The sequence below is a fragment of the Amycolatopsis sp. NBC_01286 genome (genome assembly GCF_035982555.1).
Classification (GTDB): Bacteria; Actinomycetota; Actinomycetes; order Mycobacteriales; family Pseudonocardiaceae; genus Amycolatopsis.
The window spans coordinates 6,792,770-6,816,382 of record NZ_CP108428.1 but is presented as its reverse complement, the minus strand read 5'-3'; the positions used below and the strand labels follow the sequence as shown (position 1 = coordinate 6,816,382).

The window sequence follows — 23,613 nt, the reverse complement described above, 5'->3', positions numbered from 1 at the left end:
CCTCGCGTGAGTCGTTACGGGGACAGGAGACCGGCGGCGGCCAGCGCCACCACGCTCAGCACGCCGCTGCCGAGCAGCACCCGGTCGCGCAGCAGCCCGCGGGCCGGATCCGCGCCGCCGCCCTGCACGAGCACCACGTGCAGGTAGCGGCACAGCCCGAACAGCACCGGCAGCAGGACCGCGGCCAGCACCAGGTCGGCCCGCGCACCCCAGCGTTCGTGGGCGAAGAACAGGAACACCACGACGGTGAGCCCGGCGGCGAGCACGAGCAGCTGGTCGAGGAAAGCGGCCGAATAACCGCGCAGCACCGGGCGGCGCAGCGCTTCGGGCAGGTCCAGCTCGCGCCGCCGCTTGCCCAGCACGGGCAGGAAGCAGAGCAGGAACACGCACAGCAGCAACCAGCCCGACGGCCGTACGCCCGTGGCCAGGTACCCGGCCAGCACGCGCAACGCGAACCCGGCGGCGACCGCGAACACCTCGGCCACCGGCACGTGCTTGAGCCACCGGCTGTAGGCGGCGTTCAGCGCGACGTACGCGCCGAGCGGCGCGAACAGCACCGGCAGCGTGACCGCGGTGGCCACCACGAGCACCACGAACAACGCGGCCCCGAGGGCCACCGCGACTCGCACCGGTACCCGCCCGGCGGCGATCGGCCGGTGCCGTTTCGCCGGGTGAGCCCGGTCGTACCCGGCGTCGGCGACGTCGTTGCCGACGTAGACGACCGCGGAGGCGAGGACGAACAGCCCCACCGCCCCGGCCAGCGCCGCCGGCCGGGGCCACGTCCACGCCGCCGGGTGCAGCAGGACCAGCGGGACGACGAGCAGGCTCTTGGGCCACTGCCCCGGCCGGACCAGCGTGAAGAGATCCCGCAGGGCGGTTCGCGAACGAACCGCCACCGCGCGCGATTGCAGGGAGTACATCCGGCGCCTCCCCCGTCAGAAGAAGACCTTGGCGAGTTTCAGTGCGCCCTGACGCCAGGGCTCGCGGCTGGTCACGCCCTGCGCCACCGGCGTCTGGACGCGGTTGGACCGCCACCACGTGAAGGCTTCGAGCAGGGCCTCGGAGTTCGACAGCCGCGGCACGAACCCGAGGCGGCGCGCGGCCTTCTCGGTGCTGACGAACGAATCGTCGAGCAGCTTGTGCAGCAGCCGGCCGTAGACCGGCGACAGCTTCCAGCGTTCGAGCAGCCCGAGCACCGCGACCGCGGGCCGCGCCGGGATCGGCACGACGTGCTTGCCGTGCCCGGCCGCGTCGAGCACGGCCTGGAAGTCCTGCCGGATCGTGCCGAAGCGGTCCGCCGCGATGTTGTAGGTGTCGTCGGCGATCTCGCGCGGTGCGACCAGCGCGGTGACCACGGCCGTGACGAGGTCGTCCAGGCCCAGCATCTGGATGCGGACGTCGCCGCGGCCGAGCACCGGGAAGTGCCGCCCTTCCGCCGCCCACTCGAACAGCATCGCGAACAGGCCCATCCGGCCCGTGCCCACGAACGTCTTGGGCCGCAGGACGGTCAGGCACAGCCCGTCGGCGCGCAGCCGGCCGGCGAGCTCCTCGGCCTCGGCCTTCGCCGCACCGTAGGTGTCGACCGGCTCGCACGGGTGGCTTTCGGGCGTCGGCACCGTCTTGGGCAGGCCGTAGACCGACGTCGACGAGATGTGCACGGCCCGCGTGACGCCCGCGGAAACCGCCGTCCCCAGCACGTTCCGCGCGCCGCCGACGATGATCGAGCGGATCTCGTCGGCCGGGTAGCTCGGCAGCGCCGCGGCGCAGTGCACCACGGCGCCGGCGCCGGTCATCGCGTCGGCGATCACCCGGGGATCCCGGACGTCGCCGATGTGGTGGCGCAGCCCGGGCGCGGCCGGGATGTCACGCAGGTCGACGCTGTGCACGCGGCAGCCCTCGTCGAGCAGCCGCTGGACCAGGCGCGAGCCCAGCACTCCGGCGGCGCCGGTGACGACGACGGTCGCGGGCAGGTTGGAAGTCACCACAGCCGGCTCACCTTCTCCTGGACGAAACGGGTCAGCAAACGGGACATGCCTTGGTCCAGCACGGCGTCGAGGGCGTCGAGGAAGCGCTCGACGTCGGCGTCGGCGGTCACGAGCGGCGGGCTCACCACGAGCGGGCTCCGGCCGTTGAGCGTGTAGTAGGTGTAGATGTCGTGGTCGCGGTAGAGCGCGTCGATCACCGCGCACGTGATGAGCTTGGTCCGCAGCAACGGGTCCTTCGCCAGGGAAACGGGCGCCAGCTTGCCGATCAGGTCGAGCAGCTTCGGCCCGCCGGAGAGGAACACGCCGTGCAGCGCGCCGGCGCCGCGGACGTCGGCGACCTCGTCCGGGTGCGCCTTCCGGATCCGCTCGAGCCCGGGACCGAGCAGGTCCCCGAGGTGGCGCGCGCGGGCCGGGAAGTCGTCGGTCACCGCGATCTCGACGGCTTCCAGCGCGGTCACGGCCTCTTCGCCGAAGCCGTAGTAGGTCGTGCTCGTACTCTGCAGCAGGGCGTCCCGCATGCTGTCGTAGGCCTTGCGGAACACCGGTTCGCGCGCCACGAACGCCGAGATCGAGGACTTGCCGCCGCCGAACGACTTCGACGTCGTCACGACGTCCGGCACGAGCCCGGGGTGGCGCATGAAGTAGAACATCGAGCCGGTCTTGCCCCAGCCGGTGTAGATCTCGTCGAAGATCAGGATGATGTCCTCGGCCGTGCACAGCTCCCGGAGCCCGTGCAGGAACTCCGCGGAACAGTGGTTCATCGTCGACGCGCTGAACGGCTCGATGAGGAGCGCGTAGACGTCGCAGCCACCACCGGGCCGCCGGGCCGTGGCGATCGCGTCGCGCACGGAGTCGAGGTCGCCGTATCGGAACGTGCCGATGCCGGGGATGGTCGGGAAGGCGAACTGGTCCGGCGCGCCGCCGGTGAGCCCGCCCGAGCCGAGCAGCTTGCCGTGGAAGGCGATGTCCGCCCGCAGCACGCGGCCCCGCTTGCCGCGGTGGTACTTGTAGGCGAGCTTCACCGCGCCTTCCACCGCCTCGGCGCCGGAGTTGGGGAAGAACGACATGCTCAGGTCGGCCGGCAGGACCTGGGCGATGTTGTGGCCGAGCGCCGCCAGGTACGGCGAGAAGTAGGTCTTGTGCACCTCCATCCGGGACTGCTCTTGGAAGCGCTTCCGCGCGGCCACGATCCGGGGGTGGTTGTGCCCGTGGTTGAGCACGCCCACCCCGCCGGTGAAGTCGAGGACGGTGCGCCCGTCCCGGGTGTGCAGGTGGGCGCCCTCGGCGCGGTCGACCAGCTCGCGGCCGAAACCGAACGACGTCATCAGCTTGACCTGCGACTTGTTGACGTACTTGCGATAGAGCTCGTGGACCTCGCCGACGTCGAGCCGTTCGGCCTGCTCCAGGGTGATCAGGTGCGGCATCGATCCCTCCCAGTCGGATTGCGTCAGGAGTTCCGACACTGGGCGGGGGCTCTCCTCGGCCGCTTCCGCGGACCTCTCACGGCCCGGGTGGCGGCGCGGGATCGCGGTGAGAGGGTTGTGGCAGGCGCCTCGGCTGCACTGGTGAAGCCACTCTTCACCGAGCAGCTGGAGGTCTGCCATGGGGCAGCTGGTCTCGATCGTCGTGCCGAACCACAACGGCGCCCGCACGCTGCCTCAGTGCCTCTCGGCGCTGTCGGCCCAGACCCACCCGGACCTCGAGGTGATCGTCTCGGACGACGGCAGCACCGACGACTCGGTCGCGGTGGCCCGCGCGCACGGCGCGCACGTCGTCGCCACCGGCGTCAACGGCGGCTGCGGTGTCGCACGCAACGCCGGCCGGGCCCGCGCCCGCGGCGACGTCATCTTCTACGTCGACTCCGACGTCGCCCTCGCCCCGGACGCGGTCGCCACCGCCGTCCGCATCCTCGAAGCCGAGCCGGACACGGGTGCGGTGTGCGGCATCCAGGACCCCGAGCCGCTCGCCGAACCCACCATGGTCGCGCAGTACCGCGGGCTGCAGTACCACTACTGGTCACTCAGCTCCCAGGGCACCGTGTCGTTCCTGTTCCCGTCGCTGTGCGCGATCCCGGCGAAGGTCCACGACGAGATCGGCGGGTTCAACCCGCGGCTCAAGCAGACGGAGGAGGTCGACTTCGGGCACCGGTTGTCGCGGCACTACCGGCTGCGGCTCACCCCCGAGGTGCGCGGGAAGCACGCGCACGACCGGCGCCTGAAGGTGCTGCTGCGCAAGCTCTTCCACCGGGCCCGCCTGCGCATCCCGCTGTACGCCCGGTCCCGGCACTTCGCCACCGGCTTCGAAACGCGGGAGCGGGCGTGGGCGAGCCTGGCCGCCGCGGCGTCGATCCCGGCGTTTGCGGCGGCGTTCGCCGGCCCGTGGGGACTGCTCGCGCCCGGCCTGCTCATCGCCGCCTCGATCGCCGGCGACCGCGGGATGTACGGGTTCGTCCGGCAGCAGCGCGGACTGGCGTTCACCGTCTTCTTCGCCGGAGTGCACTACCTGGTCAACCTGACGATCGTCGCCGGCGCCGTGGCCGGGGTGGCGCAGTGGACGACGTCGCGGGCGTTCCGCCGCCTCTACGAGCAGCCGGCCACTCCCTGAATAGGCCGTTATACGACCCGCCCGGCTGCTGGAGCCGGGCGGTCAAGCCGTTGCGTGCTTCTTCGTGTCCGCTCGGCGGGACGGATCCGTCAGCCGGTGCATCATGGTGACGCTTGCCCGGCGGGGCATCAGACGGCTGAAGGTCGCGCCCATGCGGTTTGATCGGCCGTCGATGGTGCTCGGGCCGGGGTTGCGGCTCTCGAGGTGGGACAACGCGGTGGCGACGACGTTCTCGGGGGTGCGCGCCTTGGCTCCCGCGGTGGCGTCGTCGGTGCCGACGACGGCGTTGAACTCGGTGCTCGTCGCTCCTGGGGACAGAGCGAACGCCGTGACCCCGCTGCCGCGCAGCTCGGCCCAGAGCGATTCGGTGAAGCTGAGGACGAACGCCTTCGTCGCGCCGTAGACGGCCATCCGCGGCGTCGGCGTGTAGGCGGCCATGCTGGCGACGTTGATCAGGAAGCCTTGCGCCGCAACGATGTCCGGCAGGAACGCGGAGCTCAGCTGCACCGGGGCGGAGACGTCGACCGCGATCTCCTGGGTCAGGCGGGCCGGGTCTTCGCCGGCGAACTCGCCGAACGTGCCGAAGCCGGCGTTGTTGATCAGGCTGTTCGCCGTGAGCCCGGCGTCGGCCACCGCCGCTTTCAGGTCCGGGCCGACCGTGGGCGAGGTGAGGTCGAGCGCGATCGCCGTCGCGGTGACCCGGTGTTTCCGCTCCAGTTCGGCGGCCAGCTCCTGAAGGCGGTCGAGCCGGCGCGCCACCAGGATCAGGTTCGCGCCCCGGGCGGCCAGGGCGTGTGCGAACGCGGCGCCGATGCCGGAACTGGCTCCCGTGACGATGACGGTCTGGCTGCGGTAGTCCGGTCGCGGCATCGGGTTCTCCCAGGGGTTGATCAGCCGACTGACCACGTCACCGTATGCCTGCCTGGCACTCAGTGTCAAACTGGCGCTCGGTGTATGATCGCGTCCATGGCCAAGCAGGACGACCTCTGGACCCGATCGCGCCAGGCGGCGTACGCGGAGATCACGCGCGTCGCCATGACGCTGTTCCTCGAGCAGGGGTTCGACGGGACGACGATCGATCAGATCGCGGCGACCGCGGGCATCTCGCGGCGCTCGTTCTTCCGCTACTTCGGGACGAAGGAAGACATCGTCCTCGGCGATCTGGCGAACCAGGGCGCGCTCGTGCGCGACATCCTGGAGAGCATCCCCGTGTCGGTGCCGCCCTGGGAGGCGCTGCGGGAAGCGCTCTGGCGCGTCGACGGCGAAGGGCTGCAGTCCGAAGTGGGGCTCAAGATCGCCAAGATGATGTACGACACTCCGTCGCTGAGGGCGCGCAGCATCGAGAAGCACCTTCAGTGGCAGGAGCAGCTCGTCCCGAACATCCGGCTCCGGCTGGGTGTCGACGCCGACGACGCGACCGACCCGGCGGCCGACGCGATCGTCGCCAGCGCCATCGCCTGCCTCGACGTCGCCGGCCAGATCTGGGCGAAGTCCGACGGCGCCGCCGACCTCGCCGAGCTGTACGACCGTGCGGTGGGCGCCGTGGGAAATCCCCGTTGAGCCGTCGGGCTTTCCGGGTCGGCTCACCGTCCGTGAAGTGCCGACACGCCAGGGAAACACCGTCGGCGATCCGGTCCACCTTTCGTGCGACTGCCCGATACCGGCCACCGGTCCTAGAGTTCCGAACCATGACCACCGCCCTGAGGACCGAGCACGAAGTCCAGCGATTCGAGAAGTGGGACGCCAACGGAGACGGCGTCATCGATCGCACCGACTACGACGCGGAGGCCCGCCGCATCGTCGAGGCCTTCGGCGAGACCACGACCAGCGACCGCGGCCGGGCCGTCCGCGACGCCCTGCTCGCGATGTACCAACGCCAGGCCGAAGCCGCGGGCGTCGGCCCGAACGGCGCCATGAACCAGGAACAGTACCTCTCCGCCAACCGCGAACTGATGTACGAACGCGGCGACAGCGGGTTCGAAGACCTGCTCCGCCCGACCATCGCCGCCATCGCCGACCTGTGCGACACCGACCGCGACGGGTACGTGAGCAAGGTGGAACTGCGCCGCTGGCTCGGTCCGGCGGTCGGGTTGAGCGACGCCGACTCCGACGCCACGTTCGACCGCATCGACCTCGACGGCGACGGCCGCCTCACCGTGGACGAACTCGTCATCGCCGTCCGCGAGTTCCACTACGGACGGTCGGACATCCGGCTGCTCGGCTGACCCGCCCCGTCCGGGCTCAGGGCAACGGCTTCGCGGGGTAGATCCGCAGCCGCTGGGCCGGCATGTCGTACGTCCCCGGCCCCGGCAGGCCGGGGACCAGCAGCGTGTCACCCCGCAGCGGGAGTTCGAAGGCGTCGGCGGGATCGGGCTCCAGGGTGGCGATCGACTTGTCCGTCCAGGCCTGGGCCGGCGCGCCGCTCGTGAGCCGGTAGCCGGTCACCTTGCGCAGCTCCGACAGCGGCGGGTCGGCGTAACCGTCGTTGCGCAGGAGATAACCGCCGGGGCGGGCGACGACCGAGCCCGGCACGATCGGCATGCCGCCCGCGGTGAGCACGTGCAGCGACGGGCCGCCGCGCTTCCAGCTGTCGGTGGGGTCGCCCTGGCGCTCGGCCAGCGTCTTCTTGAGCACCTGGACCGAGCCCGCGTGGTCGAGGCAGATCTCGACGCCCACGGTGGTGTTGGCGTCGACCTCGAACAACCGCTCCCGGACCAGCTCCTTCTCGGCGTAGGCCGCCTGCAGCTCGGCGGTCTTCCCCACCGCGAAGGCCATCGGGATGCCGTCGAGCCCCGACGGCAACCGCTTTTCGATGCGCCGCGCCTCGCCGGTCCCTACGCCGCCACGCATGTGCCACACGGAGTTGTAGAAGGTGCGCTGCCCGTGGACCATCGTGTCGGAGTGCCACAGCACCGAGCCCGGCACGATCAGCCAGTTCTTGAGGCGCACGGCGTGGAACATCCGGTCCAGGGCGTCCCACGTGGCCAGGTACTCCTCCGTGGAGTAGGTGTGGTGGGTGGCCGGGTCGGCCGGCCGGAAGTAGAACTCCGGTGCCACGAACACCTTCAGCGTCGACGGATCGTCGGTGTCGCGGACGTTCATCTGCGCGATGTGCACCACCGCGGCCAGCCGGCGGAGCCGGACGAACCAGTCGGCCGTCGTCCCGCGCGGGCCCGCCACCGGGATGTCGGGGATCGCGTCGCACAGACCGCCGGGTGGCAGTCCGGCGAGCGTCGGCCCGGCGATGTCGGTGCGGTTGGTCGCCGTCGGCACTTCGTAGGCGATGTACCGGAAATGGGTGTACGGCACGGGACAAGCCCCTCCCTCGACGGCGAACCGGTCACCGACGTTACCGGTTCGCCGCCGGCCTGACTCTCGACCGATCGGTGCTTTCCGGCCCGGGCACGGTCAGTCATTTCCGGACCACGGCAACGGTCGCGGCCTGGCAATGCCGGGTACCGGCACTGTCGACGGATTGTCGACGGCGAGTGGCACCGTCAAGGGGTGAGCGGCACATCCGCAGGGAGAGAGCCAAAGTGCACGCCCCTCGCTCAGAGCCCTTGCCGCATCACGACATTCACCTGGCAGCAATCCACGATCCGGAGGATCACCGTGAAATTTCGCAGACTTCCCAGCGCAGCCGCGGCCGTCGGCGCGGTGACCGTGCTCGGCGCCGGAGTCCTGGTCACCACCCAGGCCGACGCCGCGGACAGCAGCATCAGTTTCGCCATGGTCCGGTCGGGCGTGGCCGCCAACGCCAACTGCCTCGCGGCGGCCACCGCGAAAGTACGGGTGGTGACGCACGGACAGAACGAAACCATGACCCTGCGCGCGACCGGACTGCCGCCCGACACCGATTTCGACCTGTTCATCACCCAGGTACCGAACGCGCCGTTCGGCGTGTCGTGGTACCAGAGCGACCTGGAATCCGGCGACGACGGCACCGCGTCGGTCTCCGTGATCGGCCGGTTCAACGTCGAGACCTTCGCGGTGGCACCGAACACCGCACCGGCGCCGGTGGTCCACCCCCAGGACGCGGCAAGCAATCCGGCCTTTGCGCCGATTCACACCTTCCACGTCGGCTTCTGGTTCAACTCGCCCGCCGACGCCGTCAAGGCGGGCTGCCCCGGCACGGTCACCCCGTTCAACGGCGAACACAACGCCGGAGTCCAGGCCATGAGCACCCGCAACTTCGCCGATGACAACGGACCCCTGCGCCAGCTCGTGTCCTGAGCAGTATCGCGAGCCGGCAGGCCGCCGGAGGGACGGCCCGCTTGCACCGTTCAGCTCGAGGGACGGGTTGCCTGCACGAAAGTGATCCGGCCGAGCCGGTGGTCGGCGTGCGCAATCTCCCCGGCGTCACCGAACCCGGCGGTTTCCAGCAGCGTGACGACGCCATTGCCGCGGGCCACGGCCGGGTTCTGCGCTCCCCGATGACGTAGAACACGGGGCAGGTGCCGAAGGGCCCGGCCGTGGCCATGGCCGTGTGTGGGGGCGCCGCCGAAGTCGGCGATCGTGACCCGCCCGCCCGGTCGGAGCGCGCGAAACGCGTCGCGTGCGAACGCCACCCGCCCGTCGTCGTCGAGGTGGTGCAGGGCCAGCGACGAGATCACGTGGTCGAGCGACACGTCTTCGGCGGGGATCCGGTCGGCGTATCCCTGAACGAGCGTCAGGGATACGCCCCGGCGGCGGGCCTTGCGCATGCCCCGGCGCAGGGCGTCTCCGTCGGGATCAAGACCGCTCACCCGGGCACCCGGCTGGGACGCGAGCACCGCCAGCGACAGGTTGGCCGTGCCGCAGCCGACGTCGACCACCGCCTGCCCGGACTCGATGCCGGCAAGATCGGCCAGCCGCTCGTGCAACGCTCCGACGCCGGCGAACCGCGTGAAGACGTCGTAGAACGGGAGAAGCCAGGTCTTCCTCATGCCCGGCAGGAACGAGCGGTCCCGCTCCTGCGGGGTGCGCTGATCGAAGAACCGTACGTCCGTCGTGGCCATGGAGTGCTCCCTGCGCGGTCGGTGTCGTCTGCCTCCAGTCTTGGACATCCTGTGGTTCCGCGGCGGGAGGTACGTTGGCCGGCGTGGGACATTCTTTGGGCACTGACGAGTCACGGCACTCCGCGGTGCTGCGCACGGTGCGACCCGACGGAACGCCGGTCTACCGCCACCGGCAGCGGCCCGGCGTGCCGCCGGTCTCGGTGGTCCGCTTCGACACCGAAGACGCCCACGCCCACCTGCCGCCGGATCACCGGCACGCCCACGACTTCCTCGTCCTGGTCTACGTCGAAGAAGGCAGCGGCTCGTTCGCCGTCGACGGCACCGAACGGCCACTGCGGGCCGGCGAGGTCCACGCCGTGCCTCCCGGGCAGGTCATCGGCGTCGCCGCCGTCACCGAACTCGCCCGCAGCCGCGCGTGGTCGGTCGCGTTCACGCCGGACGCCGTCCCCGCGCTGGCCTCGGTCTCCCCGCTGGCCTGGACCCACCACCCGCTGCTCGCCCTGTTCGCCCCCGGCGCGGCGCCCGGCCGGGTCGCCGGGCCAGACCGGGCGAGCTGGTCGGCGTGGCTGGCGGACCTGGCCGGGGAGCTGGCCGACCCGGACCGGCTCGGCGCCCACGAGGCCGTCGCCGCGCTGCTGACGCGGCTCCTGGTCGCGGCCGCGCGGCTGGCACCATCCGCTCCGAGCGCGCCGGATCCGCTCACCGAGCGGGTCTTCGCCGAGATCGAGGCGACGTTCCGGGAACCGGTCTCCGCCGCGGACGTCGCCCGCGCGCTCGGCTACACCCCAGGACACCTCACGACCGTGCTCCGCAAGCGCACCGGCCACCCCCTGCTCGAATGGATCACCGAACGGCGCATGACCGAGGTCCGGCGCATGCTGCGCGAAACCGACCTGCCACTCGACGCCATCGCCACCCGGACCGGCCTGCGTGACGCCACCTACCTCGTCCGCCGCTTCCGCGACCGCTACGGCATCACCCCACAACGCTGGCGTCACGCCCAGCGGGCTTGGCCCTGACCATCGCTCGTCGCGGGAAAGGGCTTTCTCGACGAGATCTTCACCACGCACTGGCAGGTACCGGCTACGTGGCAGACCCGCACCGGATTGGCCGGCGAGAACTCCCCGTGTCCCTCTCCCCCGAAATCTATCCTGATGAGGTCGGGTGAAAGCGGGTCGAGCACCGTTCCACGCCGGACTCGCCGGCTGCCGGTCGCCGGGTCGGGCTCGCCGAACACCACTACCCGGTCGCCCGGGGCGAAATGGTTCCAGCAACCGCCGTTGAGGGTGCTCCAGACGGCCGTGAACGCCTGCTGGACCGTCGTGACGTCCGCACCCAGCGCCGCCGCCAACCGCAGCAGGACGGTCTTCGGCGGGGGTGCGATCGGCCGGCCGGTCGCCTCCGGCGTGACCCACGACTGCAAGTAGCGGGCCGGCATTCCGGCACTGTCGGAGATCGTCTGCACCGACCACTCCGGCCGGTAGCACTCGAAGAGCTCCGCGATGCGCGACTCGGACTTCACGGCTCCTCCTGAGCGTCGGTACGCCACCCACCCTACACATACTTGTTGGTCGACACGCAAGTTACTTAACCGCGACCGGAGCCGAAGTCCGTGAATGTCGCATTGAGAGACACTACGTCCGGCAATGTGGCATTCACGGACCTCGGAGAACTGCGGGGCGGGATGGCCGCGGAGGCGGTCGTGAGTGGGAAACAGGGCTAGAACACTGTTTCCCGCTCACGACCCCGCGCCGCCGGTTGGTCTGGGTGGGCTCAGCGGAACCAGCCGCCGCCGCGGGTGGCTGGGCTTCGGGGTGCTATCGGCAGTGATCCCTGACTCGGGGGCCACAGCGTCGTCGCCGGGATGTGGCGTAGCCGGCTTCGCAACGTGTTCAGCGGGAGCGGGCGGCGGCGGGTCAGCATCGTCGTCGTGCGGGGGTGCAGGTCGACGAACGGGTACGTCGCGTGCAGGGCCGCCAGCCGGCGTTCCAGGTGGAGGCTGCGGTCGGTCAGCTCGTCCGGGCCCACCACCGGCTGCACCACCAGGAACTCGCCCGGGCCCAGGCGCACCGCGCGGTCCAGCGGGCGCAGGCCGTCACGGAGCAGGTCCGCGATGTTCTGCTCGGTGTGCATCCGGATCCGGTTGCCGTGGCGGCGTTCCACCGTGGTCAGGTCGTCGACCGTCACCAGCACCAAGCCGAGCGGCACCGTGTCCGTCGCGTCGCCGAGCCACGGCGTGATGCCCGCCAGCGTCGCCAGTCCCGTCTCCGCGTCGACCGGCCCCGCGGCCACCGGCGACAGCGCCTCCAGCCGCGACGCCACGTGCCGCAGCGCGGCCTCCGCCCGGCTTTCGACGTCGACCGCCGCCGGCGCGGCCACCGACGCGAGGACTTCGCCGACCTTGTGCCGCACCGCGGGCGGCAGGCGGTCGCCCAGCGCGTCGCGCAGCCGGACGATCTCGGCGTACGCCTCGTCGCGGCGCAGGCCCCAGCGGCCGCGGAACAGCCGCGCCGACTCGACCGACGTCGCCTGCGGGTCGACGTCGTCGAGGTCCTGCGCCACCACCGACGCGCCGAACGTCGGCGACAGGACCGCGACCGACCACTCGCGCGCCATGGGCTCGTCCGGGCGCAGCAGCACCGGGGTGACGCCGTGGGGCAGGTCCGGGCGGCCCGAGTCGACCATGCCGACGACCGTGACCGCCGCCGTCCGTGCGATCCGCGCGTACACCTCGCGCTCCCGCTCGAAGTACGGCAGCCGCTGGAAGAGCGCGAACACCACGGTGTCCGCGCCGGTGCCTTCGGCCAGCGCCGCGCGTTCGACCGCGTGGGACGCGGTCACCAGCGCGCGTTTGGACAGCACGCCGGCGCGGGCCGAGGACACGTCGGGCATCGGGGATCGCTCTCGCCGGGGGAAGGGAGACAACCACCGTAGAAGAACTCGCCGTGACCGGCTAGCCACACAATGGAGTGAACGTCAGCCGGGCCCGGCGGCGTAGGAACGCAGGATTTCCGTGGTGGCGCCCAGAAAACGCGCGACGCTCTCGGCGTGGTCCGGCTCGAGGCCGTCGGTGAGCGCAGTGATCGCGTCGACGAGCGGTGCCAGCGCCGCCCGGACTTCGGCGCGCGCCGGGTCGGTGACGGTGAGCGTGATCCGGCGCCGGTCGCTCGGGTGCGGGCCGCGGCGGACGTGCCCGGCGGCTTCGAGGCGGTCGACGAGCACGGTGGCCGACGCCGAGCGGATCCGGAGCGCGTGCGCGAGGTCGACGGTGCCCATCGGCCCGCCGCCCGCCAGGTGCTGCAGGGCCTGCACGTCGGTCGGGCCGAGCGCGAGCCGCCGGGCGAGGGCCTGCTGCACGTCGTGCGCGAGCGCCAGGAGTTCCCGCAGGGCGAGGTTCACCCGCAACGCGACGGAGCTGTCTTCCACCCGGCCATCCTAGGGGTCGCTAGACAATCTAGCGAATGTTGCTAGATTGTCTAGCGACCCCGACGAGAGGCACCTCCGTGGACATCCGTGCGATGAACGCCGAAATGGCGGCGAAGCTGAGCGACGCCCCCGCCGAGACGCCACCCGAAGGCGGGTACGCGCTGCGCGTGGTCGAGACGCGCGGCCGCAGCACCGGCACGCCGCGCCAGGTCCCGCTCGCGGTGGTCGCCCGGTCCGGGCGGCACTACCTCGTCTCCCCCGTCCGCGACCGCGACTGGGTCGCCAACCTCGTCGAGACGCCGGAGTGCGCGCTGCTGTCGGCGGCCGGACGTCAGGAGTGCCACGCCGAGGAGGCGAGCGGCGCGGAGGCGGCCGAGGTCGTCGCGACGTACCTGGCGGCCATGTCGGTGCCGTGGGCGATCAAGGCGTTCCCCGTCGCGCAGGACGCGACTCCCGCCCAGATCCGCGAGCACCTGCCGGCCATGGCGGTCTTCCGCTTGTCGGACAAGGACAAGCGATGAGTGTCGCCGTCGTCGGCGGCGGTCCCGGCGGGCTCGTGCTCGGGTACCTGCTCGCCCGGGCCGGCGTCGAGGTCACCGTCCTCGAGTCGCACGCCGGCTTCGACCGCGACTTCCGCGGCGACTCCCTGCACCCGTACACCCTCGAACTGCTCGACCGGCTCGGCCTGGCCGCCGACCTCCTCGAACTCGACCACTTCAAGGCGCGTTCGTTCCGCTTCCACACCCCGGGCGGGGTGTACAGCTGCGCCGACTACGACCGCCTCCCGACGCCGTTCGGCTACGTCGCGCTGATGCCGCAGGTGCGGTTCCTCGACTTCCTCGCCGAGCGCGCGGGCGCGCTGCCGACGTTCACCCTGCGCACGAGCGCCAAGGTCACCGGGCTCCTGGAGGACGACGCCGGCACCGTGACCGGCGTCCGCTACCGGGGCGGCGAGCTGACGGCGTCGCTCGTCGTCGGCGCCGACGGCCGGTTCTCCACGGTGCGCCGCCTGGCCGGGCTGCCGGCGAAGTCGCTGGGCGCCACGACGGACCTGCTCTGGTTCCGGCTGCCGCGCTCCCCCGCCGACCCGGGCGACGCCGACCTCGACCTGTACTTCGGGCGCGACGCCTACGTCGGCGTCCTCGGCGGCGTCCACGACTGGCAGGTCGGTTACAGCATCGAGAAGGGCTCCTACCCCGCGCTGCGCGAAGGCGGTGTCGAGCCGATCCGCGCGTTCCTGCGCGAGCGCGTGCCGTGGCTCGCCGACCGGGCGCACCTGCTCACCGACTTCACGCAGACCACGCTGCTGTCGGTGGACATCTCCCGCGTCGAGCGCTGGCACCGGCCGGGCCTGCTGCTGCTCGGCGACGCCGCGCACGTCATCTCCCCGGTCGGCGGCAACGGGATCCTGATGGCCATCCAGGACGCCGTCGCGGCGGCGAACCGGCTGGTCCCGGCGTTACGCCGAGGGGAAACCCCGGACCTGGCCGCGATCCAGGCCGACCGGATCCGGGCGATCGAACGCGTCCAGGCCGACCAGGTGCGCGTCGAACAGCGGTCCGCCGCGGCCCGCGCCCGCGGCAAGAGCGCGGCACCGCCGGGATTCCTGCGGGCGCTGTTCGCGATCCCGGCGCTGCGCACCCGTGGCGCGCGCGGCAACGCCTACGGCCCGTACCCGCCGGAGCTCGACGAGTCCGTCCTGGCTCAGCGGCTTTCGTCGTAGGACGCCCAGCCGCCCTGGCTCTCGGCCGCGTCGACGTCGGCGTCCGCCGTCGCCGCGTGGGTCATCGCCGCGACGGTCTGCTCGAGGCCCTTCTGGACTTCACCGCCGTCGGCTTCGCGGACGCTGTGCAGCGTGACGGTGATCTCGGCCGACGCCGCTCCGGCGTCCGCGACGCGCAGCTCGCCGTGGTAGTCGTCCGGGCCCTCGGCACCCCAGGTCAGCGTGCGCGTGGCCGCGTCCGTGTGCAGCCACGCCTCGCTCTCGACGCGGTGACCGTGCACCTCGGCTTCGACGTGCACGCTCTCGCCACCGGTCGGTTCGGCGACCTTCATCGCCGGGAAGTAGCGCGGCAGGTTCTCCGGGTGGCTGAGGAAGGAGAACAGCTCGTCGGCGGGCAGGTCGGCGGTCGCGGTGTACCGGTACTCGGTCATCGGGGCTCCTCGGGGGCGTTCGCGGTCCCGGGCGGGTTACCCGCGCGCGGTGCGTCCACACCCCGTGGGGCGATTGACACGGCCACCGGCGGGGAACCCGGATCACATGACGCCCATCGAACCCGCGGCCCCGGTGCCGAAACCCGGACCGGCCCCCGTGCAGGGCATCGGCATGCTGATCGGCCTGCTGTTCCTCGTGCTCGGCGCGTGCGAGCTGATCCCGGGGGTCACCACCGACAACCAGCTCTTCGGCGTGTTCGCCGTGTCCGGGGTGTGGACGCTCGTGCACCTGCTGACCGGCGCCGCCGCCGTGTTCTGCACCCGGTCCGCCGGGCTGGCGAGCCGGTTCCTGCTCGTGGGCGGGATCTGTTACGTCGTACTGGGGATCGCCGGCCTGCTCCCGCTGCCCGACGCCGTCACCGACGTCATGCCGATGAACGGCGCCGGCGTCTGCCTCGCACTGGGGTTCGGCACGGCGATGGTCATCCTCGGAGCGGGCTGGCTCCGGTACGCACCGCCGAGCGAGCGGTGAGGAATTCCGGGCCCGGGAACCGCACCAGCACCGCGGTGAGCAGCAGCGAGAGTCCGAAGAGGACATAGCCGTTCCCGGTCAGCTGCTGGACGAAGGTCCAGTGGCGCTCGACCTGCTCCCCGCGTGGCCACCACCACTGCGGGCCCGCGACGAACAGGACCGCGCCCACCCCGGCGAACACCGCGAAGCCACGGCGCCGGGTGCGGCGCGCCAGCTCCGCCCAGCCGAGCAGCACGACCACGGCCCACACCCAGTGGTGCGTCCAGGAGATCGGCGAGACGAGCAGGCCGCCGACGGCGTTGACACCGAGCGCGATCGTGCGCTCCCCCGCGGCCAGCGCGCGTCGCACGCCCCACGCCGTCAGCACGAGCACGACCGCCACCAAGGGCAGCCACCACGCCGTCCGCGCATCCGCCGGCACGCCGGCCCGCGCCAGCAGGCCCAGCAGCGACTGGTTGCCGGCGTAGGTCGGCTCGCCGACGCGGCCGGTGTCCCAGAGCGCGCCCGTCCAGTACCGGACCGAGTCCGCGCCGGCGAGCAGGAAGCCCAGCGCCGTCGCGGCCAGGAACGTCACGACGGCGGTCACCGCGGCGCGGGTGTCGCGGCGCAGCAGGAAGTACAACAGGAACACCGCCGGGGTCAGCTTCACCGCGGCGGCGACGCCGATCAGCAGGCCGCGTGGCCACTTCGGGGTATCGACGAGGACGTCGAGCACGACGAGCGCGAGCAGCAGCAGGTCGATCTGGCCCGCGTAGACCGTGCGCAGGACCGGTTCGAGCACCTCGGCGAGCAGCAGCACGGCCGTGATCCGGCGCCAGCCACGCAGCCCCGGCGGCAGCACGCCGAGCGCGCCCAGCACGGTCGAGAGGACCACGGCCAGCAGGCCGAGCGTGAGCAGCGTCAGCAGGAGGCAGGCGAGCCAGTACGGCAGGACCGTCAGCGGCGTCAGCACGATCGCCGCGAACGGCGGGTAGGTGAACAGCAGGAACTGCCCGTCCTGGGTCTGCGGCAGCGTGCCGTAGAGGGCGTCGCCGTGCAGCAGCGCCGCCGAGCCCAGCCGGTAGACGTCCAGGTCGACGCGGTACGCGGGGAACCGCAACCGGCCGCCGGTGACCGACACCAGCAGTGGCACCAGCAGGAGCAGTTGCGCCCCCAGCAGCACGTACTTGTTCCCCAGCCATCGCCGCACCCCGCTCCCCCTTCGTCTCCCCCCGCATTCTGGCGGTTCCCCGCGACTGCGCCATCCGGGTATCCCCCGGATCCACCCCGGGGAAATCCGGTTGCCGAGTGTGAGCGGACCGGCCAACCTGGGCCGATGGGCATTCCGGGCGGCTTCGCCTACGACGTCGACGAGCGCGGCACCGTGACGATCACCCACCACGGCCGTCCCGCCGGCACCCTCCGCGGCGGCGCCGCGGCGCGTTTCCTGACGACCGTCGAGAAGGACGACCCGCAGCTGGTGATGGCGAAAGCGACGGGCAACTACAAGCACGGCAACGAGCGGCAGGCCCGCAACCACGCGCGCAACCGGGGCCGGTGACGGGCAACCGGGATTTCCACCCCGTTCGGCGTAACCCCACCAGACGGATGGGCTAACATCGGCCACCGTGCCGAAGACCTCGCCAAAGATTCACGCCGACCCGAACATCGGTTTCGCTTGGCTGAGGATGATCGGCGCGATCACCGTGATCGTCGATCACAGCATGCCGCTGCTGCACCCGGACCGGCTGACGATCTTCCCCGCGTCCTGGCACATGTCGCCGGGCTACATCGCGCTGATGGGGTTCTTCGCGATGAGCGGCTACCAGATCCAGGACAGCTGGGCGCGCGACCCGTCGTGGTGGCGCTTCTCCGCGCGGCGGCTGCTGCGGATCATGCCGCCGCTGGTCGTGGTGCTGCTGGTGACCGTGTTCGTCATCGGCCCGCTGGTGACGACCTGGCCGGCGCACGACTACTGGACGCACATCCAGACCTGGCGCTACCTGGTCGGCACGACCGTGCTGTTCTACATGCAGCACGAGCTGCCCGGGGTGTTCAGCGGCAACCCGTACCCGTTCTCCGTCAACGGCGCGCTCTGGACGCTGCCGATGGAGCTGCTCGGTTACGCGCTGGTCCTCGTGGTCGGCATCATCATCCTGATCGGGATGCCGCGCTGGTTCCTGTTCCTGGTCCTCGGCGGCATGGTCTACACGGACACGGTGCTGCACGCGACCTTCGAGCAGCACGGCCTGGGCGGCTCGCTGCTGGTCGTGCCGATCGGGTCGACGGTGTCGTTCCTGGTCCCGTTCGTGATCGGCGTGATCCTGCACAGCTACCGCGGCAAGATCCCGTTCCGCCCGCTGTACGCGTGGATCCTGTTCGCCGCCTACCTCGGCCTGAGCCAGACGCCGGCGAGCCGGTACGCGCTGGCGCTCAGCGCGGCCTACGGCGCGATCACCCTGGCGATGCACTGGCCGAAGCGGCTGGAGGCGGCCGGGCCGTGGGTCTACGGCAGCTACGGCACCTACATCTGGGGCTTCCCGATCCAGCAGCTGTTCATCTTCGCCGGGGTGCGGGAGGTGTGGCTGCTGATCCTGCTGGCGCTGCCCAGCGCCTACGTCGTCGGGCAGCTGTCCTGGACCTACGTCGAGAAACCGACCCAGCGGCTGCGGCGGCACCTGCGCGCGCCCGCACCCAAGCGGCCCGCGGTCCCGCCGCCGGTGCCCACGAGGGCTCGCCAGTTCCATTGATACCCGGCATGCTGGCTGCGTGGCCTACGACGTGCAGAAGATCCGCGAGCGCTTCCCCGCGCTGACCGAGGGCGCCGCCCACTTCGACGGACCGGGCGGGTCCCAGGTCCCCGACGTCGTCGGGGAGGCGGTGGCCGGGACGCTGTGTTCGGCGATCGCCAACCGCGGCTTCGTCACCCCCGCCGAACGGCGCGCCTCCGACGTCGTCGCCCGGGCCCGGCAGGCCGTGGCCGATCTGCTCGCCGCGTCCCCGGACGGCGTCGTCTTCGGCCGGAGCATGACGCAGCTGACCTACGACTTCGCCCGCACCCTGGCCAAGAACTGGGGCCCCGGCGACGAAGTCGTCGTCACCCGGCTCGACCACGACGCGAACATCCGCCCCTGGGTGCAGGCCGCCGAGGCTGTCGGCGCGACCGTGCGCTGGGCGGACTTCGACCCAGCGACCGGCGTGCTCGCGACGGACGCCGTCGCCTCACTGCTGTCGGAGCGGACCCGGCTCGTCGCGGTCACCGCCGCGTCCAACCTGCTCGGCACCCGGCCGGACGTGCCCGCGATCGCCGCGGCCGTGCACGACGCCGGCGCGTTGCTCTACCTCGACGGCGTCCACCTGACGCCGCACGCGGTCGTCGACGTCGCCGCGCTGGGCGCGGACTTCTACGCCTGCTCGCCGTACAAGTTCCTCGGCCCGCACCTCGGGGTGGTCGCCGCCGCGCCGGCGTTGCTGGAGACGCTGCACCCGGACAAGCTGCTGCCCTCGACGGACGTCGTGCCAGAGCGCTTCGAGCTGGGCACCCTGCCGTACGAGCTGCTGGCCGGGACGACGGCGGCCATCGACTTCCTCTCGAACCTCGTCGAGGGTCCCGGCCTGCGCCGCGATCGGCTCGCCCGGTCGCTGAAGGCGTTGGAGGAGCACGAAAACCTGCTGCTCACGCGCCTGGAAACGGGCCTGGCCGCCATCCCCGGCGTCACCCGTTACGGCGCACCCGACCGGAACCGCACGCCGACCGTGCTGTTCTCGATCAAGGACGTCGCGCCGACGGCGGCGTACGGCTTCCTGGCAGAGCAGGGCGTCAACGCGCCCGCGGGCACCTTCTACGCGATCGAGACCGCCCGTCACCTCGGGATCGCCGACGTCGGCGCGGTTCGGGCCGGAATCGCCCCGTACACCACGGAAACCGACGTCGACCGCCTCGTGGCGGGAGTGGCCGCGCTCGCCGTCGGCTGAGGTCGTGAGTGCGTAACAGTGTTAGAACACTGTTACGCACTCACGACCGTTACGGCGCCGGGGCGTAACCGGACGGGCGGGCCGTGAAGGTGCCACGGCCTTGCGTCCGGCTGCGCAGCCGGTTCGCGTAGCCGAACAGCTCCGCGAGCGGCACGGTGGCCGTGACCACCGCGGTGCCGGCCCGCACGGCCGAGCCGGCCACCCGGCCCCGGCGCGCGGCGAGGTCGCCGAGCACGCCGCCGACGACGTCGTCCGGCACCGTCACGACGACTGAAGCGACCGGCTCCAGCAGCCGCATCTCGCTGGCGCGCAACGCTTCCCGCAGCCCGAACCGGCCCGCCGCGCGGAACGCCGGCTCCGACGAGTCCTTCACGTGCGTGGCGCCGTCGACGAGCGTGACGCGCACGCCGGTCACCGGGTGCCCGCCCAGCGGGCCCTCGGCCAGGGCGTCGCGGCAGCCGGCTTCGACCGCGCGCACGTACTCGCGCGGCACCCGCCCGCCGACGATCGCCGACGCGAACTCGAACCCCTCGTCGAGCGGTTCGACGTCCAGCACGACGTGGGCGAACTGCCCGGCACCGCCGTCCTGCTTGACGTGCCGGTGAACCAGCCCCGACACCCCGCGCACGACGGTCTCCCGGTAGGCGACCTCCGGCCGCCCGACGGCGACTTCGAGGCCGCGCGTCAGCCGCAGCTTCTCCACCGCGACCTCCAGGTGCAGCTCGCCCAGCCCCGACAACAGCGTCTGCCCGGTCTCCGGGTCGGTCCGCACGACCAGCGACGGGTCCTCCTCGGCCAGCCGCGCCAACGCCGAGGCCAGCCGCTCGGTGTCGGCCGACCGGCGTGCCTCGACGGCCACCGAGACCACCGGGTCCGCCGCCACCGGCGGTTCCAGCAGCACGGGGTCGCCCGGCACGCACAGCGTGGCGCCGACGCGGGCCGCCTTCGGCCCGGCCAGCGCGACGATGTCGCCGGCCACCGCGGCCTCCACTTCGGCATGCCGGTCGGCCTGGACGCGCAGGATGCGCGCGATCCGTTCCGTGCGCCCGGTTCCGGCGTCCAGCACCTGCTCCCCCTTCCGCAGCGTTCCCGAGTACACCCGGACCGACGTCAGCCGGCCGGTGGCCGTCGCGACGACCTTGAACACCAGCGCGGCCAGCGGCGCCGCCGGGTCGGCGGGCCGGTCGTCACGCACCGGCGTGACGTCGGCCGGCGACGGCAGGTAGGCCACGACGGCGTCGAGCAGCGGCTCGATGCCGCGGTCGCGGTAGGCCGAGCCGCACAGCACCACGAGACCGTCGCCGGTGCGGGTCAGGTCGCGCAGGGCCTTCTCGAGGGTTTCCGCCGAGACGGTCCCGGTGGCGCAGAACTCGTCCAGTGCCACCGGGTGCAGCTCGGCGACGGCCTCCTCCAGCCGGCGACGGCGTCGCCGGACCTCCTCCCTCAGTTCATCGGGTACCGCGTGCGGGCGCAGCAGATCGACGACGCCGGTGAAGCCGTCCTCGCGCCCGATCGGCAGCTGCACGACCAGCGGCGCCGGGTGCAGGCGACGCCGGATCGACTCGACGGCGGCGTCGAGGTCGGCGCCCGCGCGGTCCAGCTTGTTGACGAACGCGATCCGCGGCACGCCGTGCCGATCCGCTTGGCGCCACACGGTTTCGCTCTGCGGCTCGACGCCCGCGACGGCGTCGAACACGGCGATGGCGCCGTCGAGTACCCGCAGCGAGCGCTCGACCTCGTCGGTGAAGTCGACGTGGCCGGGCGTGTCGATGAGGGTGAGGCGGTGCCCGGCCCACGCGCAGCTCACGGCCGCGGCGAAGATGGTGATGCCGCGGTCGCGTTCCTGCGGGTCGAAGTCGGTGACGGTGGTGCCGTCGTGGACCTCGCCCGTCCGGTGGATGACGCCGGTGCGGTGCAGGATCCGTTCGGTGACGGTGGTCTTGCCGGCGTCGACGTGGGCGAGGATGCCGAGGTTGCGGATGTTGTCGAGGTTCGAGGTGCGCACGGTGCGGTCCTTTTGCGGAAGATCCGGTTCAGGGCAGCGCGATTCCGCGTGACTGTCCACAAAGGTTTGTCACGGGTCCGGTGTCAGCCGCGCGGCCGACACCGCGGGCCCGAAGACACCAGGATCACCTCGAAGCGCGAACGGGAGACGGCGATGCGCGGACGCATGGCGGGCTCCTCTCGTTCGGCGCGGGTGTGCGGTTCCGGGGCAGCGTAGCGACGGCCCCGCCGGGCACCAACCGGTTTTCGGGCCGTGACAGCCGAAAGGCCACCCCGGACGATTGCCGGGGTGGCCTTTCGGCGGGTCAGCTCGGGATCAGCTGGGGTCCTGGTCGAGCTGCGTCGCCTTCACCGCGTTGGCGACCTGGGTGCAGTCGTCGTCGGTGATGCCCGCGGTGCCCGCCTTCGCCAGCGCGGCGCAGGAGGAGTTGAGGGCCTCGCCGACGTCCTTGAACGTCGCGCTCGGCGTCAGCGTGTTCTCGACGCCCCACCAGACCTGGACCGACTTGTCGAGGCCGAGGCCGCGCACGGTCTGGTTGTTGAACGTGTCGCCGTCGGTGATCAGGTAGTCGGCCTTGTTCACGACGCCATCGTTGATGTGCTCGTCCGGGTTGTTCGTCTCCCAGCCGGGGCCGTTGACCATGTCCGGCTGCGGGGACAGCGACGAGCGCGGGTCCTGCATGTTCCGGATCGCGCCGAGCGACGAGCCCGCGCCGAGCAGCCAGCGGTTGCCGCCGGTGTCGTTGGGGTCGTTCGAGGTGATGCCGATGAACTTGCCGAAGACGTCCGAGAGGCCCTCGTTGATCGAGTCGGCCTGGCCGCCGCTGAGCCCGGAGGTGGCCTGGGTGACGCCGTGGGTCAGCTCGTGGCCGGTGATGTCGTCGGTGGTGACGCCCTCGCCGAAGGCCATCTGCTCGCCGTCCCAGAAGGCGTTGGCGAACGGGCATTCGCCGTCGACGCAGATCCGGACGGTGCCGCGCAGGGCCTTGCCGGTCCCGTCGCTGTAGTCGGCCCCGATCAAGCCGGTCAGGTCGACGTTGACGTACTTCGAGTAGAAGTCCGAGGCCTGGCCGAAGAAGTCGTAGACGTGGTTGACGTCCTCGACGCTCGACTCGGCGGCGCCTTCTTTGCGGGCGACGTCGAACGCCGTGCCGCAGCGGACCGAGTCGGTGGTGCCGCTGACGACCTTGCGGTTGGCGTCGCAGACGTCGCGGTTCGCCTCGCGGACCTCGGACCACGAGGTCAGGACCTGCGGCGTGCCGGCCTTGACGACCTCGGTCCACTTGTCCTGGAACTTCTGGCCGTGCACGGTGACCTGGTAGGTCGGCACGGCGACGCTGTCACCCTTCGCCCCGCCGAGCGTGGGGTCGAACCAGTAGGCGCGCGGCGCGTCGGCCTTCAGCGCGGTCTTGGCGAGCCCGATGCGCTTCGCGACGTCGGTGATGGCCGCGTCGGCGGCCCCCGCGTCGCTCGCCGGGAACATCCCCTCGGTCTTCTTCGTGGTCCGCCCGTGCGTGGCGAGCACCGCGCCCGCCTTGTCGCGGACCTGGACGGTCTGCCCGCCGAAGACCGGCACCCCGCCGATCTCCTGCTGCGACCGCAGCACGCTGCCGAACGGCATCGCCTGGGCGTTCATCGCGCGCATCGACGGCTGCGCGATGGTCGCGGACGCCGGCGAGCCGGTCACGACCAGCGATACCGCGACGAGGGCAGCGCTCGCTGTCGCTGTCCCAACGATGACCCGTTTGCGTGACACCCGGTACACCTCCGTGGAAGGTTTGATCACCTGACGTGAAGTCCGTGCAGGTTCACATGCCCCGAAGGGTGAGCACACCGGCTGAAAGTAGGTAACTGACCATCTGAGTCTGGGTAACGGTTGCTAAATCACCGACATTTCGGACGACCCCGGCAGGCACCACGTGTGACTGGAGCGCCAACTCGCGTGATCAGGAAGTCG

The 23,613-nt window shown here is 71.7% G+C and carries 24 protein-coding genes; 11 read left to right on the top strand and 13 right to left on the bottom strand.

Annotated features, from left to right (window positions below):
- Positions 1-14: 14 nt before the first annotated feature.
- Genes OG570_RS32140 through OG570_RS32130 form a run of 3 tightly spaced genes read right to left on the bottom strand, consistent with a single transcriptional unit; the run spans position 15 to position 3,409 of the window.
- The gene (locus OG570_RS32140) at positions 15-920 is read right to left on the bottom strand and encodes a UbiA prenyltransferase family protein (protein ID WP_326952810.1); all 906 of its coding nucleotides are present in this window, start codon (positions 918-920) and stop codon (positions 15-17) included.
- Positions 921-935: 15 nt separating this feature from the next.
- A complete protein-coding gene (locus tag OG570_RS32135; protein WP_326952809.1) occupies positions 936-1,985 on the bottom strand; it encodes an NAD-dependent epimerase/dehydratase family protein in 1,050 nt (349 codons plus the stop codon).
- On the bottom strand, positions 1,979-3,409 hold the full coding sequence (locus OG570_RS32130) for an aspartate aminotransferase family protein (protein ID WP_326952808.1): 1,431 nt from the start codon (positions 3,407-3,409) through the stop codon (positions 1,979-1,981). Before OG570_RS32130 ends, OG570_RS32135 begins: the two co-directional genes overlap by 7 nt.
- 178 nt (positions 3,410-3,587) lie before the next feature.
- On the opposite strand from OG570_RS32130, the gene OG570_RS32125 reads away from it, so the two are divergent.
- Positions 3,588-4,589 (top strand): glycosyltransferase family 2 protein, encoded by a 1,002-nt coding sequence (locus OG570_RS32125; protein ID WP_326952807.1) that lies wholly within the window; start codon positions 3,588-3,590, stop codon positions 4,587-4,589.
- Between the two features lie 42 nt (positions 4,590-4,631).
- On the opposite strand, the gene OG570_RS32120 is transcribed toward OG570_RS32125, so the two are convergent.
- A complete protein-coding gene (locus OG570_RS32120; RefSeq protein WP_326952806.1) occupies positions 4,632-5,459 on the bottom strand; it encodes an SDR family NAD(P)-dependent oxidoreductase in 828 nt (275 codons plus the stop codon).
- 96 nt (positions 5,460-5,555) lie between these two features.
- On the opposite strand from OG570_RS32120, the gene OG570_RS32115 reads away from it, so the two are divergent.
- Both OG570_RS32115 and OG570_RS32110 read left to right on the top strand, forming a co-directional pair.
- Positions 5,556-6,149 (top strand): TetR family transcriptional regulator, encoded by a 594-nt coding sequence (locus OG570_RS32115; protein WP_326952805.1) that lies wholly within the window; start codon positions 5,556-5,558, stop codon positions 6,147-6,149.
- Positions 6,150-6,277: 128 nt separating this feature from the next.
- On the top strand, positions 6,278-6,814 hold the full coding sequence (locus OG570_RS32110) for an EF-hand domain-containing protein (RefSeq protein ID WP_326952804.1): 537 nt from the start codon (positions 6,278-6,280) through the stop codon (positions 6,812-6,814).
- A 16-nt stretch (positions 6,815-6,830) separates the two neighbouring features.
- Here the strand turns inward: OG570_RS32110 and OG570_RS32105 are convergent, their stop codons facing one another.
- Positions 6,831-7,898 carry a hypothetical protein gene (locus OG570_RS32105; RefSeq protein ID WP_326952803.1) on the bottom strand — a complete coding sequence of 356 codons (1,068 nt, stop codon included), beginning with the start codon at positions 7,896-7,898 and terminating at the stop codon, positions 6,831-6,833.
- Between the two features lie 348 nt (positions 7,899-8,246).
- Between OG570_RS32105 and OG570_RS32100 the strand changes: the two genes are divergently transcribed.
- Positions 8,247-8,822 (top strand): hypothetical protein, encoded by a 576-nt coding sequence (locus OG570_RS32100; protein WP_326952801.1) that lies wholly within the window; start codon positions 8,247-8,249, stop codon positions 8,820-8,822.
- 50 nt (positions 8,823-8,872) lie between these two features.
- Here OG570_RS32100 and OG570_RS32095 read toward each other — a convergent pair whose 3' ends face one another.
- Positions 8,873-9,586, bottom strand: coding sequence for a class I SAM-dependent methyltransferase (locus OG570_RS32095; RefSeq protein ID WP_326952800.1), 714 nt, complete (start codon positions 9,584-9,586; stop codon positions 8,873-8,875).
- Positions 9,587-9,669: 83 nt separating this feature from the next.
- Here OG570_RS32095 and OG570_RS32090 point away from each other — a divergent pair, with 83 nt between their 5' ends.
- Complete coding sequence (locus OG570_RS32090; protein WP_326952798.1) at positions 9,670-10,605, top strand: AraC family transcriptional regulator; 936 nt, start codon at positions 9,670-9,672, stop codon at positions 10,603-10,605.
- Here the strand turns inward: OG570_RS32090 and OG570_RS32085 are convergent.
- The 3 genes from OG570_RS32085 to OG570_RS32075 all read right to left on the bottom strand — a co-directional run bounded on the left by OG570_RS32085 (position 10,581) and on the right by OG570_RS32075 (position 13,012).
- Positions 10,581-11,108, bottom strand: coding sequence for a hypothetical protein (locus OG570_RS32085; protein ID WP_326952797.1), 528 nt, complete (start codon positions 11,106-11,108; stop codon positions 10,581-10,583). The genes OG570_RS32090 and OG570_RS32085 overlap by 25 nt on opposite strands.
- A 251-nt stretch (positions 11,109-11,359) precedes the next feature.
- The gene (locus OG570_RS32080) at positions 11,360-12,478 is read right to left on the bottom strand and encodes a DICT sensory domain-containing protein (RefSeq protein ID WP_326952796.1); all 1,119 of its coding nucleotides are present in this window, start codon (positions 12,476-12,478) and stop codon (positions 11,360-11,362) included.
- Positions 12,479-12,562: 84 nt separating this feature from the next.
- Positions 12,563-13,012 (bottom strand): MarR family winged helix-turn-helix transcriptional regulator, encoded by a 450-nt coding sequence (locus OG570_RS32075; RefSeq protein WP_247052413.1) that lies wholly within the window; start codon positions 13,010-13,012, stop codon positions 12,563-12,565.
- Positions 13,013-13,089: 77 nt separating this feature from the next.
- On the opposite strand from OG570_RS32075, the gene OG570_RS32070 reads away from it, so the two are divergent.
- Together OG570_RS32070 and OG570_RS32065 are read left to right on the top strand one after the other, a co-directional pair.
- Entirely contained in the window at positions 13,090-13,533 is a 444-nt protein-coding gene (locus tag OG570_RS32070; protein WP_326952795.1) for a nitroreductase/quinone reductase family protein, read from the top strand.
- Positions 13,530-14,735, top strand: coding sequence for an FAD-dependent oxidoreductase (locus OG570_RS32065; RefSeq protein WP_326952794.1), 1,206 nt, complete (start codon positions 13,530-13,532; stop codon positions 14,733-14,735). The genes OG570_RS32070 and OG570_RS32065 overlap by 4 nt, the downstream gene beginning before the upstream one ends.
- Here the strand turns inward: OG570_RS32065 and OG570_RS32060 are convergent.
- A complete protein-coding gene (locus tag OG570_RS32060; RefSeq protein ID WP_326950276.1) occupies positions 14,717-15,166 on the bottom strand; it encodes an SRPBCC family protein in 450 nt (149 codons plus the stop codon). The two genes, OG570_RS32065 and OG570_RS32060, sit on opposite strands and share 19 nt — an antisense overlap.
- 106 nt (positions 15,167-15,272) lie before the next feature.
- Between OG570_RS32060 and OG570_RS32055 the strand changes: the two genes are divergently transcribed.
- Entirely contained in the window at positions 15,273-15,698 is a 426-nt protein-coding gene (locus tag OG570_RS32055) for a DUF4383 domain-containing protein (protein WP_326950277.1), read from the top strand.
- Here the strand turns inward: OG570_RS32055 and OG570_RS32050 are convergent.
- Complete coding sequence (locus OG570_RS32050; RefSeq protein WP_326952793.1) at positions 15,649-16,887, bottom strand: glycosyltransferase 87 family protein; 1,239 nt, start codon at positions 16,885-16,887, stop codon at positions 15,649-15,651. The genes OG570_RS32055 and OG570_RS32050 overlap by 50 nt on opposite strands.
- A gap of 126 nt (positions 16,888-17,013) precedes the next feature.
- On the opposite strand from OG570_RS32050, the gene OG570_RS32045 reads away from it, so the two are divergent.
- The 3 genes from OG570_RS32045 to OG570_RS32035 all read left to right on the top strand — a co-directional run bounded on the left by OG570_RS32045 (position 17,014) and on the right by OG570_RS32035 (position 19,652).
- A complete protein-coding gene (locus OG570_RS32045) occupies positions 17,014-17,238 on the top strand; it encodes a hypothetical protein (protein WP_326952792.1) in 225 nt (74 codons plus the stop codon).
- A gap of 67 nt (positions 17,239-17,305) precedes the next feature.
- On the top strand, positions 17,306-18,427 hold the full coding sequence (locus OG570_RS32040) for an acyltransferase family protein (RefSeq protein ID WP_326952791.1): 1,122 nt from the start codon (positions 17,306-17,308) through the stop codon (positions 18,425-18,427).
- 19 nt (positions 18,428-18,446) lie between these two features.
- Entirely contained in the window at positions 18,447-19,652 is a 1,206-nt protein-coding gene (locus OG570_RS32035) for a cysteine desulfurase-like protein (RefSeq protein ID WP_326952790.1), read from the top strand.
- Positions 19,653-19,701: 49 nt separating this feature from the next.
- Here OG570_RS32035 and fusA read toward each other — a convergent pair whose 3' ends face one another.
- On the bottom strand, positions 19,702-21,657 hold the full coding sequence (gene fusA, locus OG570_RS32030; RefSeq protein WP_326952789.1) for an elongation factor G: 1,956 nt from the start codon (positions 21,655-21,657) through the stop codon (positions 19,702-19,704).
- Positions 21,658-21,972: 315 nt separating this feature from the next.
- Positions 21,973-23,412 carry a M4 family metallopeptidase gene (locus OG570_RS32025; protein WP_326952788.1) on the bottom strand — a complete coding sequence of 480 codons (1,440 nt, stop codon included), beginning with the start codon at positions 23,410-23,412 and terminating at the stop codon, positions 21,973-21,975.
- Positions 23,413-23,613: the final 201 nt, after the last annotated feature.